We start from the raw sequence: 16593 nt of genomic DNA, 5'->3' as shown, positions 1-16593 counted from the left end.
GGGGGTGACTACGCTGGGTCGGTGATCGAGATCGAGGACGCCCCGGACCTGGTCGACCCCATCGTGATCGCGGCCTTCGAGGGCTGGAACGACGCGGCCGACGTGGCCTCGTCGGTCGTCGACCACCTGATGCTCGCCTGGGGCGCCCGGGTGGTCGGTGCGGTCGATCCCGAGGACTTCTACGACTTCCAGGTCAACCGGCCCGTGGTGGGCAGCGACGAGCTCGGCCACCGCCGGATCACCTGGCCCACCACCCAGATCGCGGTGGCCTCGCCGCCCGACCTGGGCCGCGACATCATCCTGGTGCGCGGCATCGAGCCGAACATCCGCTGGCGCCAGTTCTGCGCCGAGCTGCTCGCGGCGGTCGACGAGCTGGGCGGCGAGCTCGTCGTCACGCTGGGCGCGCTGCTGGCCGACACCCCGCACACCCGCCCGATCCCGGTCACCGGCACCGCCACCGAGCCCGAGCTGGTCGACCGGCTCAAGCTCGAGCAGTCGACGTACGAGGGGCCGACGGGGATCGTCGGTGTCTTCCAGGACGCCTGCGTGAGCGTCGACATGCCGGCGGTCTCCTACTGGGCCGCGGTGCCGCACTACGTCGCACAGCCGCCCTGCCCGAAGGCCACGCTGGCGCTGATCGGCCAGATCGAGGACCTGCTGGAGATCTCGATCCCCCTCGGCGAGCTGCCCGAGGAGGCCCGCGCCTGGGAGCGCGGGGTCGACGAGCTGGCCGAGGACGACGAGGACGTCGCCGACTACGTGCGCGCCCTCGAGGAGACCCGCGACACCACCGACCTGCCCGAGGCCTCCGGCGAGGCCATCGCCCGCGAGTTCGAGCGCTACCTCAAGCGTCGCCAGAGCGACGACTGACCGACTCCCGAGCGGGCGCCGCCCGCGTCAGAGCGACAGGCCGAGCGCCGCGTCGAGGACGCGGTGCACGCCCAGGGCGGCCTCCGCGTCGGAGGTGTCGGCGAGCCCGTCGGTGCCCAGCGTGGCGCGCGCCCAGTCGTCGACCACGCCCACGGCCGTGGCGGCGTCGAGGTCGTCGGCGCAAGCGGCCAGCACGGCCTCCACGACGGGGGCCGACGGGGCCCCGGCGCCCAGCGACAGCGCGCGGCGCCAGGCGGTGAGCATGTCGACGCTGGCCAGCAGGTCGGCGTCGGTCCACTCCCAGTCGGAGCGGTAGTGGTGGCGCAGCAGGGTCAGCCGGATGGCCATCGGGTCGACGTCGGCGTGGCGCAGCGACGAGACGAAGACCAGGTTGCCCTTCGACTTCGACATCTTCTCGCCGTCGTAGGCCACCATCCCGGCGTGGATGTAGACCTGCGCGAAGGGGGCGCCGGGCTCGGCCACCTGGGCGTGGCCGGCACACATCTCGTGGTGCGGGAAGACCAGGTCGCTGCCGCCGGCCTGCACGTCGAAGGCGCTGCCGAGGTGCTCCATCGCGATCGCGGTGCACTCGACGTGCCAGCCGGGGCGCCCGGGGCCGAAGGGGCTGGGCCACGACGGCTCGCCGGCCCGCTCGCCGCGCCAGACCAGGCAGTCGAGCGGGTCCTTCTTGCCGGGACGGTCGGGGTCGCCGCCGCGCTCGGGGAAGATGCGCAGCATCGTCTCTCGGTCCATCCCCGACTCCTCGCCGAAGGCGGGGTCGGCGTGCACCGAGAAGTACCAGTCGTCCTCGACCCGGTAGACCGACCCGGCGGCCTGGAGCCGCTCGATGAGGTCGATGACCAGCGGGATCGACTCGACCGCGCCGATGTAGTCGCGCGGCGGCAGCACGCGCAGCGCCTGCATGTCCTGGCGGAACAGCTCGGTCTCGCGCTCGGCCAGCGCCACCCAGTCGACCCCGACCTTGGTGGCCCGCTCCAGCAGCGGGTCGTCGACGTCGGTGACGTTCTGCACGAAGGCGACGTCGTGGCCGGCGTTGCGCCACGCCCGGTTGAGCAGGTCGACGCCGACGTACGTCGCGGCGTGGCCCATGTGGGTGGCGTCGTACGGCGTGATGCCGCAGGCGTAGAGCCGGGCGGTGCCCTCGGGCACCACGGGGCGGCGCGCGCCGCTGGGGGTGTCGTGCAGCGAGACAGCCGGGCCGCTCACGGGGAGGGCGGGCATCTCCGGGGCAGACCAGGCACGCATGGGGCGAGCCTAGAGGGTGCGCCGGCCAGGTCGCGGATCGACCGCTCCCGGCGGGCTCAGAACGGCGGCCAGGGGATGGCCGGGCCGTCGGAGTCGGGGGCCGGCATCGTGCCGCGGGCCAGCAGCCGCTCGCAGCGGCGGGCCAGCGCCTCGATCTCGGCGTCGCCGAGCAGCGGCGCCAGCCGGTCGGCGAGCGGCTGCGTCCCTGCCCCGCACACGCCGCCGCGGGCCCCGTCGCGCACCCGCTCGACGGCGGCACGGTCGGCCCGGGTCAGGGCCGTGCCCAGCCAGCCCCACAGCACCGTGCGCAGCTTGGGGTCGGTGTGGAAGGCGATGCCGTGGTCGACGCCGTAGCGGCGTCCGTCGCTCATCGCCAGCACGTGCCCGCCCTTGCGGTCGGCGTTGTTGAGCAGCACGTCGAGCACCGCCATCGAGCGCAGCGCGGTCGTGTCCTCGTGCACCAGGGAGACCAGCCGGTCCTCGGCGTCGTAGCCGTCGAAGACGTGCAGGTAGCCCTCGGGCGTGGCCCCGGAGGGCACCAGCGTCACGGCCTCGGCCTGCGGGTCGGGCTCCTGCCACTCCTGGACCATGCCGGGGCCGTGCGGCCCCTCGCGCAGCCAGGTGCGCGGCACCAGCACCGGCTGGTCGGGACCGGCGAAGACCTGCGCCACGACGTACGCCGCGACCTCGCGGTGGGCCAGCACCGCGCCGGGGAAGTCCCACAGCGGCCGCTCACCGGCGATCGGCTTGTAGACCACCTGGACCTCGCCGATGGTGCCCAGGAAGGTCGCGTTGGAGGCGGGCAGGATCCGCCCGCGCAGCTCGAGCTCGTGCTCGACCAGGTCGACCTGCTGCTCAGGGCTCACGGCGGCGGAACCCGTTGGCGCGCACGCACAGGTGGCCGTCGGGGTCGATCGGGTTGCCGCAGAACGGGCAGCTGGGCCGCCCGGCCTCGAGGACCTGCTCGGTGCGCTGCACGAAGGCGCGCGCGGCCCCGGCCTCGAGGCGCACCAGGAGCACCTCGTCGGGCTCGGGCTCCTCGAAGTCCTGGTCGACCTGCTCCGGGGAGACCACCGCGGCCTCGGTGTAGGGGAAGACCTCGATCACGATGCGCTCGTCGTCGGGATCCCACGACAGGGTCATCGTGCCAGCTCGGAACTCCTCGTCGATGGGCTGCTCGAGCGGGTCGGTGTCCTGCAGGCCCAGGGGCGCGACGGCCGGGATGACCGCCGTGGAGGTCTCGGAGCCCATCACCTCGTCGAGCAGCTCGTCGACCCGCTCGGCCAGCGCGGCGACCTGCTGCTTCTCCAGGGCCACGCTGACCACGCGGGTGCCGCTGCGGGCCTGGAGGAAGAACGTGCGGGAACCGGGCTCGCCGACGGTGCCGGTGACGAAGCGCTCCGGCGGGTCGAATGCGTGGACGACTGGCATGGCACTCAGCCTAGGGGCGCCGCGGAGCCGGGCGACCCACCCGGTCGTGCAGGGACGGGCTCGTCGGGACCGGCGCCGCCGCCCACCGCCGCGCCCTCGGCCGCGTCGGTGTCGGGCTTGGGTGCCAGCCAGGCCAGGTCGCCGGCGTGGGTGTTGCTGGCCAGCACGTAGGGCCGCTGCTCGGTGTAGCGCACCATCGAGATCGAGGCCGGGTCGACGCCGATGCGCTGGAAGAGGTCGAGGTGCAGGCCCAGGGCGTCGGCGAGCACCGACTTGATGATGTCGCCGTGGCTGACCACGGCCCACACCGCGCCCGGGCCGTGCTCGGCCTCGACCCGCGCGTCGAGGCGGCGTACCGCGGCCACGGCGCGGGCCTGCATGCCGGCCATCGACTCCCCGCCGGGGAAGGTGACGGCCGAGGGCTGGGTCTGCACGGTGCGCCACAGGGGCTCACCGGCCAGGTCCTTGAGGGCGCCGCCCTGCCAGTCGCCGTAGTCGCACTCGGTGACGCCGTCGTCGGTCTCGAGCACCGGCGGCGCGGGCTGCTGGGCGAGCACCGCCTCGGCGGTCTGGCAGCAGCGCAGCATCGGGCTGGTCACCACGGCGGCCAGCGGCACTCCCGCGAGCCGCTCCCCCGCGCGCTGCGCCTGGGCGCGACCGGTCTCGTCGAGCTCGACGCCGGGGGTGCGCCCGGCGAGGACGCCGGTGGCGTTGGCGGTCGTGCGTCCGTGCCGGATCAGCACCATCGTGGCCATGCCCGGACTGTAGCCGGGCACCCGCGAGCCGCTCGGGGCCACTAGCGTGGCCCCGTGATCGTCGACGCGGCCGTCTACCACGACGGCGTCCGGACCCCGGTGGACTGCGAGGACGGCGACTACGCGTCGCTGCGAGCCCGCGCCCGCGAGCGCGGCGGCTTCGTCTGGGTGGGCCTGCACGAGCCCGGGCCCGAGGAGCTCAGCGCCGTCGCCGAGGCCTTCGACCTGCACCCGCTGGCGGTCGAGGACGCCGTCAAGGCCCACCAGCGCCCCAAGCTCGAGCGCTACGAGCACGGGCTCTTCCTGGTGCTCAAGACCCTCTGGTACGTCGACGAGGAGGACGCCGTCGAGACCGGCGAGGTCAACCTGTTCGTCGGCTCCGACTTCGTGGTCACCGTGCGCCACGGCCACGGCCTGGAGCTCAGCCCGGCCCGTTCCTTCCTCGAGTCCAGCGAGCAGGTGCTGACCCACGGACCGTCCTCGGTCGTCTACGCCGTGTGCGACCGCGTGGTCGACGCCTACGTGGCGGTGGTCGACGAGCTGCAGGTCGACGTCGACGAGGTCGAGGAGTCGGTGCTCTCGCCGGCCCGCACCAACGACTCGGTGCGCATCTACACGCTCAAGCGCGAGATCGCTGAGGTGCGCCGTGCGGTGCAGCCGCTGCGTGAGCCGCTGCACCGCTTCAGCGAGGGCATGGTGCGCGGAGTGGATCCCGAGTCCGGGCCGTTCTTCCGCGACGTCCTCGACCACCTCAACCGCACCGCCGAGGTCGTCGACACCCTCGACGCACTGCTCTCCACCGCCTTCGACGTGCACGTCGCGCGGATCCAGCTGCAGCAGAACGACGACATGCGCAAGATCTCCGCCGGCGCCGCGCTGGTCGTCGTGCCGACCCTGATCGCCGGGGTCTACGGCATGAACTTCGAGCACATGCCCGAGCTGGGGTGGGCTCTGGGCTACCCGTTCGCGCTGCTGCTCATGGTCGCGGCCTCCGGGCTGCTCTGGTGGCAGTTCCGGCGCTCCGGCTGGTGGTGAGCCCGCACCGTGGCCCGCGGGTGCGGGTCAGGCGGTGCGCACCGCGCGGATGATCTTGCGGCGCAGGACCACGCGCCGGGTGCCGTCGGCGGTGATCTGCACGCGGTCGAGCTCCCAGCCGCCGTGCTCGGCGCGCTCGACCAGCAGCTTGGTCACGACGTTGCGGCTGAACTCGCGGGAGAACGACACGCGGTCGAACTCCCACTCCACTCCGCGGCGCACGGGGCGCAACGGGGTGCGGCTCATGGTGCCTCCTCGAGACGGTCGGGTGGTGCGGCAGACAGTCTTCCGGACCGGCTCAAGGACGGGTGCTCAGTCGGCCGAGACGTCGTCGAGGGCTGCGGTGATCTCGCCGGGCAGCACGACGTCCTCGGTGGCCAGGGCGCTGGCCAGCTGGGCGGCGGTGCGCGCGCCGACGACCGGGGCGGTGACGCCGGGCCGGTCGCGGACCCAGGCCAGGGCCACCTGCAGGGGGCTGAGGTCGAGGCCCTCGGCGGCGCGGCACACCGCCTCGACGATGCCGGCCGAGCGGTCCTCGAGGTAGGCGCCCACGAAGGAGGAGAACTGCGAGGTCGCAGCGCGCGAGTCGGCCGGGGTGCCGGTGCGGTACTTGCCGGTCAGCACGCCACGGCCCAGCGGCGACCACGCGAGCACGCCCAGCCCGTTGGCCTCGGCGGCGGGCAGCACCTCGTGCTCGATGCCGCGGTTGAGCAGCGAGTACTCCACCTGGGTGGAGGCGAGCACGGTGCGCCCGGGCACGGCGCGCTGCCAGGTGGCGGCCTGCGCGGTCTGCCAGCCGGCGTAGTTGGAGATCCCGACGTACGACGCGCGGCCGCTGCTCACGGCCAGGTCGAGCGCCGACAGCGTCTCTTCCAGCGGCACGCCGTCGTGCCAGGTGTGCACCTGCCACAGGTCGACGTGGTCGACGCCCAGGCGGCGCAGCGAGGCGTCGAGGGTGCTCAGCAGCCGCCCGCGCGAGGTGTCGACGCGCAGCTTGCCCTTGCGCAGCCCCAGGCCGGCCTTGGTGGCCAGCACGACGTCGTCGCGGTCGACGACGTCGCCGAGCAACGAGCCGAGCAGCTCCTCGGAGTGCCCGTCGGCGTACGCCGCGGCCGTGTCGACGAGCGTGCCGCCGGCCTCGACGAACGAGACCAGCTGGTCGCGCGCCTCGTGCTCGTCGGTGTCACGGCCCCATGTCATCGTCCCCAGGCCGAGGCGGGAGACGCGGAGCCCGGTCGCGCCCAGTGAGCGTTGCTGCATGGCGACAACCTAGCGGCGCCGCCCGCGTGAGTCGGCGTCGGCTCGCCCGAGGACGTCTCCTAGGCTGACCCGCGTGCTGGACCTCCTCAAGGCTGTCGTGCTGGGCCTCATCCAAGGGCTCACCGAGTTCCTCCCGATCTCCAGCAGCGCCCACCTGCGGATCTTCCCCGAGCTCTTCGGCTGGGGCGACCCGGGCGCGGCGTTCACCGCGGTGGTGCAGATCGGCACCGAGCTGGCGGTGCTCATCTACTTCCGCCACGACATCTGGCGCATCGGCTCGACCTGGGTGCGCTCGCTGGTGCAGCCCGAGTGGCGCGGCCACGTCGACGCCCGGCTGGGCTGGTACATCATCATCGGCTCGCTGCCGATCGTGGTGCTGGGCATCGCCCTCAAGGACGTCATCGAGCAGGACTTCCGCAGCCTGTGGATCATCGGCAGCACGCTGATCGTGCTCGGCCTGGTGCTCGGGATCGCCGACAAGTTCGGCCGCAACGACCGGGCGATCAAGAAGATGGGGCTGCGCGACGCGCTGCTGATGGGCCTGGCCCAGGCGGCCGCGCTCGTGCCGGGCGTCTCCCGCTCGGGGGCGACCATCTCGATGGGGCGCTTCCTGGGCTTCGAGCGCGCCGCCGCGACCCGGTTCGCCTTCCTGCTGGCCATCCCCGCGGTCGTGGGCGCCGGGCTCTTCCAGCTCTCCGAGATCCCCGGCGGCGACAACGCCTACGGCTGGGGCCCCACGCTGGTGGGCACGATCGTCTCGTTCATCGTCGGGTACGCCGCGATCGCGTGGCTGCTGCGCTACGTCAGCACCAACTCCTACACGCCGTTCGTGGTCTACCGCGTCCTGCTCGGCGGCACGGTGCTGGTGCTCCTGGGCACCGGGGTGCTCACCGCCTGACCCGGGCCACCCGGGCCACCCGACCCGTCAGACGCGTCAGACGTCGTCGAGGAACTTGTCGAAGACCCGCGCACCGAACTCCAGCGCGTCGACCGGCACCCGCTCGTCGACCCCGTGGAAGAGGGCGGTGAAGTCGAGGTCGGCCGGCAGCCGCAGCGGGGCGAAGCCGTAGCTGCGCATCCCGAGCTTGCGGAAGTGCTTGGCGTCGGTGCCGCCGCTCATCAGGTACGGCGCCACGATGCCGTCGGGGTCCTCGCTGAGGATCGAGCGGTGCATGGCGCGCACCAGGTCGCCGTCGTACGGCGTCTCCCAGGGCTGCTGGTGGGAGAGGTGCTCGATCTCGACGCCCTCGCCGACCAGCTCGGCCAGGGTCGCGAAGAACTCGTCCTCGAAGCCGGGCAGGAAGCGGCCGTCGACGTGGGCGGTGGCCTCGGTGGGGATCACGTTCACTTTGTAGCCGGCCTGCAGCATCGTGGGGTTGGTGGTGTTGGAGATGACCGCGCCCAGCATCCGGGCCGCGCCGCCGAACTCCTCGATCAGCTCCGGCGCGTTCTCGGGCGTGGCCTGCACGCCGGCCAGGTCGCCGACGCTGGCCAGCAGGACCTCCATGGTCGGGGTCAGCCGCACCGGCCAGTCGTGGGCGCCGATGCGCGCCACGGCGGCGGTGAGCCGCGAGACGGCGTTGTCGGTGTTGAGCATCGAGCCGTGCCCGGCGCGTCCGCGGGCGGTCAGCCGCATCCAGGCCATGCCCTTCTCGGCGGCCTCGACCAGGTACATCCGGCGCCCGCGCACGGTGACCGAGAAGCCGCCGACCTCGCCGACGGCCTCGGTGACGCCCTCGAACAGCTCGGGGTGGTCGCGCACCAGGACCTCGGCACCCTTGTGGCCGCCGGCCTCCTCGTCGGCGGTGAAGCACAGCACGATCGGCCGCGTCGGGACGTTGCCCGCCCGCTGCCGGGCCCGCACCACGCTGAGCAGCATCGCGTCGAAGTCCTTCATGTCGACCGCGCCGCGTCCCCAGACGTAGCCGTCCTGGATCTCGCCGGAGAAGGGGTGCACCTGCCAGTCCTCGGCCGCGGCCGGCACGACGTCGAGGTGGCCGTGCAGCAGCAGCGCGTCGCCCTCGGACCCGCCCCAGCGCGCCACGACGCTGGTGCGGCCCGGCTCGGACTCGAAGAGCTGCGAGGAGATCCCCACCTCGTCGAGCAGCGCGGCCACGTGCTCGGCGGCCTTGCGCTCCCCCGGTCCCTCCTGGTCGCCGTAGTTGGAGGTGTCCATCCGGATCAGGTCGCGACAGATCTCCACGACCTCGGCGGCGGGGTCGTAGCCGCGCGGTGCGTCGGCTCCTGGGCTGCGCTCCTGCTGGGGGTCCTCGGCGGGGGTCGACATGGCACCAGCATGGCACCGCCACGGTGGCTGTCCACCCCGTGACGGGTGGGGCGCGAGGGGTGCGGCCCGCCGCTGCTGCGGCGTACGCTGGTGGGCAGGGCCCGATGCGAGGTTTCGGCCCCTGCTTTGTTACTGTTCCACCGCACTCGTCCGGGTGGCGGAATAGGCAGACGCGCTAGCTTGAGGTGCTAGTGCCCGTATTAGGGCGTGGGGGTTCAAGTCCCCCCTCGGACACTGGAAAGGCCCCGGCTCCACGGGGCCTTTTCTTCATTTCGGAGTCGTGGCCGCAGCGATCTCCGGCCTGGCCGCGACCACGGCCGGTCGCCATCCCGGCGGACCCAGCACGTAGCCGATCCGCTCGCGCCACGTCCCGGCCGCCCGCACGTCGCGCGCGATGGCGGCGTACTCGTGGGTCTGCAGCCGCAGCAGGTGGTAGGTCCCCACCGGCACCGTCAACCCGTACGTCGGGCGGTGCCGCTCGGGCTGGAACGAGCCGAAGAACCGGTCCCAGACGATGAGGATCCCGCCGTAGTTGCGGTCCAGGTACTCCGGATCGCTGCCGTGGTGGACGCGGTGGTGCGACGGCGTGTTGAAGACCAGCTCGACGGGCCGCCACAAGCGGTCGACCCGCTCGGTGTGCACGAAGAACTGGTAGACCAGGCTGACCGAGAACCCGAAGAAGACCAGGGCCGGCGGGACGCCCAGCAGCGGGAGCGGGGCCCAGAGCACGAGCTCGTGGGAGTTGTTCCACTTCTGGCGCAGCGCCGTGGAGAAGTTGAAGTACTCGCTGGAGTGGTGGGCCTGGTGGGTCGCCCACACCAACCGCACCCGGTGAGCGATGCGGTGCGCCCAGTAGAAGAGGAAGTCGACCCCGAGCAGCGCCAACGCCCAGGTCCACCACGCGTCGACCGGCAGCTGCCAGGGCGCCACGTAGGCGAAGAGCACCGCGTAGCCGAGCAGACCGAGCCCCTTCCAGGCCGCCATCGTGCCCGCCGACACGACGCCCATCGTGATGCTGGTCAGCGCGTCGCGGCGTTCGTAGCCACCTCGTCGAGGGACCACCCGCCCGCCCGGCGTTCGCCGCTCCCCCGCCGGCCGCTCGTCCTCCAGCAGGACCGCGGCCAGGGCCTCGAGGCCGATGACCAGCAAGAAGAACGGGGCCGCCAGGGCGACCGGGTCCTGCAGTGGTGCGGGGATCGTGGACCAGACCGCGCTCAACGTCTCCAGCATGTCGGTGCTCCTTCGCAGGCGGTCTCAGTGGTGCAGCAAGAGGTCAGCACGGTGCTGGCGGCGTCTCCCCACAGGTCAGGGCGACCAGTCACCCGGCCGGTCGTCGCACTGCGCGGTCCGCGATCACCCCGATCGCCGCGTTGCAGTCCCGGGGCTGCCGCGCTGCGGAGGCGGGCGTGCGGGCGCTCAGCCATGGCGCAGCACCCAGCCCTGGTCGCGGAACTGCATCTCCTCCCGCGTCACGTCCATCGGGGCCTCGGTGAACTGGTCGGGCCCGATGCGATCCAGGAAGGAGCGCACGGCCGGCGAGGCGTGGCGCCGCAGCGACGGCGGCACCTCGAGGGTGCCGCGCACCATTCGGGGGACGTCGTCGAGTCCACGCGCCCGTTCGGACTGGCGGATGTTGTCGACGCTGTGCAGGGTCAACGAGAAGCGTTCGCCGTTGTCGAGCCGCACCTGCAGGAGCGAGGGGGTGCAGTAGACGTTGAAGTCGTCCAGGACGAGCCGTGCGCCGTCGACGCCCGCGGTGTAGCGACGATCCTCGCCGCGCCCGAGTCGGCGTCGGGAGGTGTCGCGTGCCGGGTTGCGCAACAGGTCCCCGTCGAGGGCGGCACCGGTGGGGGTGAAGCGCCACCGCGCTGCCTGGACGTCCTTGTGCCAGTAGCCGGTGGACCGGCCTCGGAGCCCCTCGACCCGGAGCTCACGGTGCACGGAGCGGGTCCCGACCTTGTGGATCGAGATCCGGTCAGTGATCCGGCCCGGGATCTTGGGCTGCTCGACCCAGGCAGGCGAGGGCAGCTGGATGCGTGGCTCGGGCACGTCGCTCTGGTCCTCGTAGGAGTAGTCGAAGAACAGCGGGTCGGCGCCCGCGATGTCGAAGTCGTACAGGCGGGTGAACAGGTCACCGTGTGGCCCCACGACGAAGAGGGTCGACCCGCTGGCAGACAGCGCCTGGGACCGGAACCGCCCTCGCTCGGGTCCGCACGCCTCGTAGCTCTCGTCGGGCGGCAGCCACGGGTCCATGTAGGTCAGGCGCTGCCCACGGCCGCTGAGCATCCAGATGTGCGAGACCTTGTTGTCACCGACCTTGTGGTCGTTCCCGGCCGGGTCGACCCAGGTGCCGTCCTCGAGGATCGAGAGCACCGACCATTCCCAGTCCTGGTTTGCCGGCAGCGTGCGTCCGGCGCCCAGCCAGAAGGGACGGCCGTAGCGCATCGACCAGGAGAAATGCGTCGGTTGACGCAGTGCGCCGTCCATCACGTAGACCCAGCGGTCCTCGTCCACGGCCACCAGCTCGTCGTCGTCGACGGAGACTCCGACGACCTTCCCGGCGAAGCAGTCGGGCACCGCCAGCCGTGCCCACGGCTCGCGGATGCCCGTCACCTCGCTACGCGACTTGTAGTAGACGTCGCCGCGACGCACCGCGAACTCGTAGCGCCGGTTGAAGGTCTCGTCCGGGCTCCGGAACACCACGCGCTCGGGCAGGGAGCGCGGCCCCTGACCCGGGTCGCCGGCGGTCAACGGGTTGCCCTCGTCCTCGTCCCGTCCGGGCTGGCCCTCGAACTCGGGGAAGCCGACGGTTCCCCCCGCGAGCTCGGGGCAGCGCAGCATGTCGGTGCGGTTGGCGGCGAGCCCCTCCACCAGCCCCGGGATCGCGGCGACGATGTCAGCGAGCTCGACGTCGCGGGGGTCGCTGACGTCGATGATGCCGGGCAGCGTCGGCACACCCGGCGGCATCCCCGGCACGGGGTCGGCTGCCGCCGGGACCCCGACGGAGGCTGCTAGAAGCAGACTCGAAGACAAGCTGAGAGTCAGGCCCATGAGGAGCCCCGGAGGGCGCGTGGACGCGGAGGCACGGCGGGTGGGAGGCATCACGTAGGAGTCAACGCCGCGTCCTGGACCACACGGGTGGGGAGACCCCCAACGAGGGACCCCGTCAGGTGTGGCCGGCCACAACGGCCTCCATGGAGTCGCCCGGCCCGATCCGCAGGGCCGCCCAGACCTCGGCCTGTCCCTGCGGGTCCCGCCAGCCAGGGCCCAGAAGGGTGTCGACCCGGCCCAGCCTGTTCCGCACGGTGTTCGTGTGCACCCCCAGCTGACGGGCCACCTCGTCCGTGCGTCCATGGTGCTGCTGCCAGGCGCGCAGAGTCTCCACCAGGTCGTGTCGCGGCTCCTCCAGGAGCGGGTGGACCCACCGTCTCCACAGCCGCTCGCGCAGGGCGGCGTCCTCGTGCAGCGCCAGCAGCAGCCCCAACGACTCGGCCGTGTGCAGACCGGCGCCGACCTGTGCTGCTGCTGCCCGATTCACCCGACGGGCCTCACGCAGCGCTACCGGGAGGTCCTGACTGCGCGCTGCGCCGGCCAGCGCGACCACCAGCCCGGGCACCCGGTCCGGGGACTCGGTGAGGACTCCCAGGGTCTCGCCCGCCGTGGGCTCCTCGGCCCAGGCGGCCCGGCCACGGTGCGCGAAGCGCAGCGCAGTGGCAGCCACGTCGGAGCCAGGGCTGCCGTCGGGCACCGCGCAGACCACGACGTGCCGTCCTCCGGGGTCGAGGCCGGCGTCGCTCACCAGGTCGGCCAGCGCCACGTCCGCGTCCTCACGCTGCATGGCATCGAGCAGGCGGCGGTGCCGCGCGTCAGCGGTTTCCGCGCCGGCAGTGGAGGTCAGCCCCTGCACCGCCCACACGACCACCTGCTCGGCCCAGCGCCGGGCCCGACGCGAGGCCTCCGACCGCACCGCCTCCGCGACCTCCGCGGCCGCCGCGCGGCGCAGGATCTCCTCCTCGACCTCGCGTGCCCCGAGCAGGACCGCGGCCACGAGGTCGTCCACGGCGATCCCGGCCCGACCGCCCTGGATCCCGGTGGCCATCGCCGCCTGTTGGTCCGCATCCGTGGGCGTGGCGAAGGGATCCCCGTCCACCACCCGTTCGAGGATCCGGGTCATCCCGATCCAGACCTCGCTCGACGGGGACGCTGCGTAGGTCGGCAGCTGGACGACCTGACGGGCCACCCGGGAGACCACCTGGTCGCGGTCGGCCCACACCGCTTCGAGGTGGGGGCGCATCAACGTCGCGAGGGGCACGACGTCTGCAGCTGACCGGGACACGTCCAGGAGCGTAGGCGGCGCGGGCCTCCGACGCCGGGGAACGGCCCCGTCAACCGTCGGCTTCCTCCGGCACACGTTGCGACACTCCATACGTGTCAGGACCGGGGCATCAGGCAGGCGCGGCGTTCGTGGACACTGGAAGGCCCGGTTCTGTGGCTTTTCTCCATTTCGGGCCGATGGTCCCTGGGCGGCTGCTGCGGTCACGAGCACCGTGGACGGATGAGCCCACATGCCGAACCTGCCGACAGCCGGGCGGTCGCCGAGCAGGCGATGGCCGACCTGACGAACGTCCTGACCCGGACCACCGACCACCGGGTGCTCAACGTCCAGTGCCGCCACGCCCACCACCTCGCCGCGGTCTACGACACCCCGGCCGGGCTGGTCTACCGGGCCGCCACCGGACCCCACGCCCACGGCTCGAAGGACTTCGTCGACACCGCGCACGACGGTGGCGGGCCGGGGCACCTCTTCACCGACCTCCTCGAGGCCGGCCGCCTGGTGGGCGACGAGCTGCCGGCGTGGTGCGACTGCGGGCACTGGTCGCTGTCGCGTCGCGACCTGCTGGCCCGCACCCGCGACGGGGGCGGCACCGTCCACCTGCCCTGAGGACGGCCCGCCCCACGGCCGCGCTGGTGGGGTGGTCTCGTGCGCCGGAGGCGGTCGGTACGGTCGGGCCACACCGATCCACCGACCGCCGCCGTCCCGGGAGGTCCCTGTGCTCGACGCGATGCCGCTCGACGTGGCCTGGCTCGTCTTCGCGATCTGCGCAGCGATCATCGGCGTCGCCGGCGTGCGACTGGCCGGGCTGGTCGACCGGATCGCCGACCGCACCGGCCTCGGGGAGGCCGTCGCCGGCGCGGTGCTGATGGGCCTGACGACCTCGCTCAGCGGCAGCGTGCTCTCGGTCTCGGCCGCGGTCTCGGGCAAGGCCGAGCTGGCGATGTCGAACGCCGTCGGCGGGATCGCGGTGCAGACCCTCTTCCTGGCGGTCGCCGACATCGCCTACCGGCGCGCCAACCTCGAGCACGCGGCCGCCTCGATCGGCAACATGATCCAGGGCGCGCTGCTGATGTCGCAGATGTCGTGGCTGCTGATCGCCTTCGCGATGCCGCAGTGGACCGTCGGCCACGTCCACGTCGTCACCCCGCTGCTCCTCGCCTCCTACGTCTACGGCCTGCGGCTGGTGCGCCAGACCCAGGCCCAGCCCATGTGGACCCCCGCGCGCACCCACGAGACCCGGGTGGACGAGCCGGAGGAGGCCAACCAGCGCGAGTCGCTGGTCGCGCAGGTCGTCGCCTTCCTGCTGCTCGCGGCCACCATCGGCAGCGCCGGCTACGTGCTGGAGAAGAGCGCCTCGGTCATCGTGGCCGAGACGATGCTGGGCGCCGCGCTGGTCGGCACGCTCTTCACCGCGGTGGTCACCTCGCTGCCCGAGCTGGTCACCACGGTCGCGGCCGTGCGCAACGGCGCCCTGACCCTGGCGGTGTCGGGGATCATCGGCGGCAACGCCTTCGACACCCTCTTCGCGGCCTTCTCCGACGTCGCCTACGGCGAGGGCTCGATCTACCACGCCGTGTCGAGCACGGTGGTCTTCTGGACCGCCCTGGGCGCGCTGATGACGGCCGTGCTGCTGATGGGCCTGATCCGGCGCGAGGAGCGCGGGCTCGGGCGCATCGGCTTCGAGAGCGTCGCGATGATCGTGCTCTACGCGCTGGGCGTCACGGTCGTGGTCACCAGCGCCTGAGCGTGTCGCCGGGCGCCGTGGCTCGTTGAGCGGGCGACGACCTGAGCCGCTCACCACCACGGAGGACCCACGGTGCCCCTGCCCCGCCGCCTGACCACGTCGATCGCGCTGCTGGCGGTGCCGGCCCTGCTGCTCGGCGGCACCACGCCGGGGGCGGTGGCCTCCGCGGAGCGCGAGCCGGGCCCGGAGCCCGGCTCGGCGGCGTACGTGCAGCGCGACACCGAGAACGTCGCCGCCGCCTACGGGCGCATCCACGGCGAGGGCGGTCAGCTGCGCAACCCCGCCTACCTGCCGGCGCTGGTCGCGCAGAGCTCCGCGGTGTCGGTGGCCCAGCTGCTGACCCAGGTCGCCGAGCCGACCCGTCCGGCCGTGACCGCCGGCAACCTGGTGCCCGGCTGGGACGTCGGCAACCCGCTGCGTGCCTCGTGGTCGGGCACCCGGGGCCGCTCGCAGCGGGTGGCCTTCACCAACCGGTACGGCGCGCTGCTGCGCGGCACCGTGTGGGCGCCCGCCGAGCGCGCCCGCGACCCCTACACCGGCCGACGGCTGCGCGGGCCGTTCCCCGGCGTGGTGATCACCCCGGGCTCGGTGCAGGGCTCGGAGGGCATGTACGAGTGGCTGGCCCAGGACCTGGCCGAGCGCGGCTACGTCGTGCTGACCTACGACGTTCAGGGCCAGGGCGGCAGCGAGACCTTCCCGCACCCCGACGGCTCCGCGTTCCCGTTCTGCGACCCGACCGCCGAGCCCCTGCCCGCCGAGGTGGCCGACGAGATGACCGGCTGCCCGGGGGTGCCGTTCCAGCAGCAGGCCAACTTCGAGGTCGGCACCCGCGACGCCCTGTCCTTCCTGCTCGCGACGCCGGCCCGGCCGTGGGCCAACCCGGGCAGCACCGGGGCCACCGTCGACGCCGCCAACCCGTTCCACCGCCTCCTCGACCGGCGCCGCGTCAAGCGCCCGGTGACGCCGGGCAGGCGCCACCGGATCGCGGTCATCGGCCACTCCCTGGGCGCCGCCGCCGTCTCCCAGGTGCAGGCCGTCGACGAGCGGGTGGCCACCGTGGTGGCGCTCGACAAGCTCGGCTCCACCTCGGGCGACGACGCGGTGACCCCGGTCGTGCCCGCCCTGGGTGTGCAGTCGGAGTACGGCTTCGCCGTCTCGCCGTGGGTGCTCTCCGGCGGCAGCTCGATCTCGCCCCAACCCAGCCCGGACGGTCCCGACCCCCGGCGTGAGAGGGCGACCGGGTGGGACGCCTGGGACGCTGCCGGGGTCGACTCGATGATGCTGGTCCCCCGCGCCTCCACCCACCTGGAGTACACCGACATCCCGCTGGTGCTGCCGGCCAGCCGCTGGGGCCAGGCCTTGACCAGCGTCACGGTGCAGCGCTGGCTCGACCGCTACCTCAAGCGCCGCGGCGGACCGCGGGCGCTGCTGCGCCAGCGCGTCGACTACCTCGAGCCCACGGGCGGCGGCACCTGGTCACCGGTGCGGCTGCGTCGCGACGAGCACCTGAGCTTCTACTACTGCTCGTCCTACCGCCTCGACGCCGCTCGCCGGATCCTGCGCGACGGCGACGTCACCGACGTGGGCTGCTGAGCCCGGTGCCCGGCTG

16 protein-coding genes and 1 tRNA gene are annotated in these 16593 nt (G+C 73.0%); 7 read left to right on the top strand and 10 right to left on the bottom strand.

The window, feature by feature from the left end:
- Positions 1 to 21: 21 nt before the first annotated feature.
- Complete coding sequence (locus QWJ41_RS11120) at positions 22 to 870, top strand: PAC2 family protein (protein ID WP_302708208.1); 849 nt, start codon at positions 22 to 24, stop codon at positions 868 to 870.
- 27 nt (positions 871 to 897) lie between these two features.
- Here the strand turns inward: QWJ41_RS11120 and mshC are convergent, their stop codons facing one another.
- From mshC to QWJ41_RS11100, 4 genes are read right to left on the bottom strand one after another with little or no spacing between them, the layout of a single operon-like run.
- Positions 898 to 2136, bottom strand: a complete 1239-nt coding sequence (mshC, locus tag QWJ41_RS11115) for a cysteine--1-D-myo-inosityl 2-amino-2-deoxy-alpha-D-glucopyranoside ligase (RefSeq protein WP_302708206.1) — start codon at positions 2134 to 2136, stop codon at positions 898 to 900.
- A gap of 56 nt (positions 2137 to 2192) precedes the next feature.
- Positions 2193 to 3002, bottom strand: a complete 810-nt coding sequence (locus QWJ41_RS11110) for an SCO1664 family protein (protein WP_302708204.1) — start codon at positions 3000 to 3002, stop codon at positions 2193 to 2195.
- Entirely contained in the window at positions 2992 to 3567 is a 576-nt protein-coding gene (locus QWJ41_RS11105) for a DUF3090 domain-containing protein (RefSeq protein ID WP_302708202.1), read from the bottom strand. The genes QWJ41_RS11110 and QWJ41_RS11105 overlap by 11 nt, the downstream gene beginning before the upstream one ends.
- A gap of 5 nt (positions 3568 to 3572) precedes the next feature.
- Positions 3573 to 4322 (bottom strand): histidine phosphatase family protein, encoded by a 750-nt coding sequence (locus QWJ41_RS11100; protein ID WP_302708200.1) that lies wholly within the window; start codon positions 4320 to 4322, stop codon positions 3573 to 3575.
- A gap of 54 nt (positions 4323 to 4376) precedes the next feature.
- Between QWJ41_RS11100 and QWJ41_RS11095 the strand changes: the two genes are divergently transcribed.
- Positions 4377 to 5357 (top strand): magnesium and cobalt transport protein CorA, encoded by a 981-nt coding sequence (locus QWJ41_RS11095; RefSeq protein WP_302708198.1) that lies wholly within the window; start codon positions 4377 to 4379, stop codon positions 5355 to 5357.
- Between the two features lie 27 nt (positions 5358 to 5384).
- Here QWJ41_RS11095 and QWJ41_RS11090 read toward each other — a convergent pair whose 3' ends face one another.
- On the bottom strand, positions 5385 to 5603 hold the full coding sequence (locus QWJ41_RS11090) for a DUF5703 family protein (RefSeq protein ID WP_302708196.1): 219 nt from the start codon (positions 5601 to 5603) through the stop codon (positions 5385 to 5387).
- Between the two features lie 66 nt (positions 5604 to 5669).
- Positions 5670 to 6617: an aldo/keto reductase gene (locus QWJ41_RS11085; RefSeq protein WP_302708194.1), complete on the bottom strand. Its 948-nt coding sequence runs from the start codon at positions 6615 to 6617 to the stop codon at positions 5670 to 5672.
- A 73-nt stretch (positions 6618 to 6690) separates the two neighbouring features.
- Between QWJ41_RS11085 and QWJ41_RS11080 the strand changes: the two genes are divergently transcribed.
- Positions 6691 to 7515, top strand: coding sequence for an undecaprenyl-diphosphate phosphatase (locus QWJ41_RS11080; RefSeq protein WP_302708192.1), 825 nt, complete (start codon positions 6691 to 6693; stop codon positions 7513 to 7515).
- 36 nt (positions 7516 to 7551) lie between these two features.
- Here the strand turns inward: QWJ41_RS11080 and QWJ41_RS11075 are convergent, their stop codons facing one another.
- Positions 7552 to 8904 carry a M20/M25/M40 family metallo-hydrolase gene (locus QWJ41_RS11075; RefSeq protein WP_302708190.1) on the bottom strand — a complete coding sequence of 451 codons (1353 nt, stop codon included), beginning with the start codon at positions 8902 to 8904 and terminating at the stop codon, positions 7552 to 7554.
- A 148-nt stretch (positions 8905 to 9052) separates the two neighbouring features.
- On the opposite strand from QWJ41_RS11075, the gene QWJ41_RS11070 reads away from it, so the two are divergent.
- Positions 9053 to 9138: transfer RNA gene (locus QWJ41_RS11070), tRNA-Leu, on the top strand.
- A 33-nt stretch (positions 9139 to 9171) separates the two neighbouring features.
- Here QWJ41_RS11070 and QWJ41_RS11065 read toward each other — a convergent pair.
- From QWJ41_RS11065 to QWJ41_RS11055, 3 genes are all read right to left on the bottom strand, one after another.
- Entirely contained in the window at positions 9172 to 10134 is a 963-nt protein-coding gene (locus QWJ41_RS11065) for a sterol desaturase family protein (protein WP_302708188.1), read from the bottom strand.
- A gap of 186 nt (positions 10135 to 10320) precedes the next feature.
- Complete coding sequence (locus QWJ41_RS11060; RefSeq protein WP_302708186.1) at positions 10321 to 11859, bottom strand: hypothetical protein; 1539 nt, start codon at positions 11857 to 11859, stop codon at positions 10321 to 10323.
- Positions 11860 to 12070: 211 nt separating this feature from the next.
- Positions 12071 to 13240 (bottom strand): helix-turn-helix domain-containing protein, encoded by a 1170-nt coding sequence (locus QWJ41_RS11055; protein WP_302708185.1) that lies wholly within the window; start codon positions 13238 to 13240, stop codon positions 12071 to 12073.
- A gap of 219 nt (positions 13241 to 13459) precedes the next feature.
- Here QWJ41_RS11055 and QWJ41_RS11050 point away from each other — a divergent pair, with 219 nt between their 5' ends.
- The 3 genes from QWJ41_RS11050 to QWJ41_RS11040 all read left to right on the top strand — a co-directional run bounded on the left by QWJ41_RS11050 (position 13460) and on the right by QWJ41_RS11040 (position 16577).
- On the top strand, positions 13460 to 13846 hold the full coding sequence (locus tag QWJ41_RS11050; protein ID WP_302708183.1) for a hypothetical protein: 387 nt from the start codon (positions 13460 to 13462) through the stop codon (positions 13844 to 13846).
- A gap of 109 nt (positions 13847 to 13955) precedes the next feature.
- Complete coding sequence (locus QWJ41_RS11045) at positions 13956 to 14984, top strand: sodium:calcium antiporter (RefSeq protein WP_302708182.1); 1029 nt, start codon at positions 13956 to 13958, stop codon at positions 14982 to 14984.
- Positions 14985 to 15056: 72 nt separating this feature from the next.
- Positions 15057 to 16577, top strand: a complete 1521-nt coding sequence (locus tag QWJ41_RS11040; RefSeq protein ID WP_302708180.1) for an alpha/beta hydrolase family protein — start codon at positions 15057 to 15059, stop codon at positions 16575 to 16577.
- Positions 16578 to 16593 lie beyond the last annotated feature (16 nt).

It is taken from the genome of Nocardioides cremeus, from assembly GCF_030518195.1.
Lineage (GTDB): Bacteria > Actinomycetota > Actinomycetes > Propionibacteriales > Nocardioidaceae > Nocardioides > Nocardioides cremeus.
The sequence above is the reverse complement of the archived record's forward strand: the minus strand, read 5'-3'. Positions and strand labels throughout refer to the sequence as shown.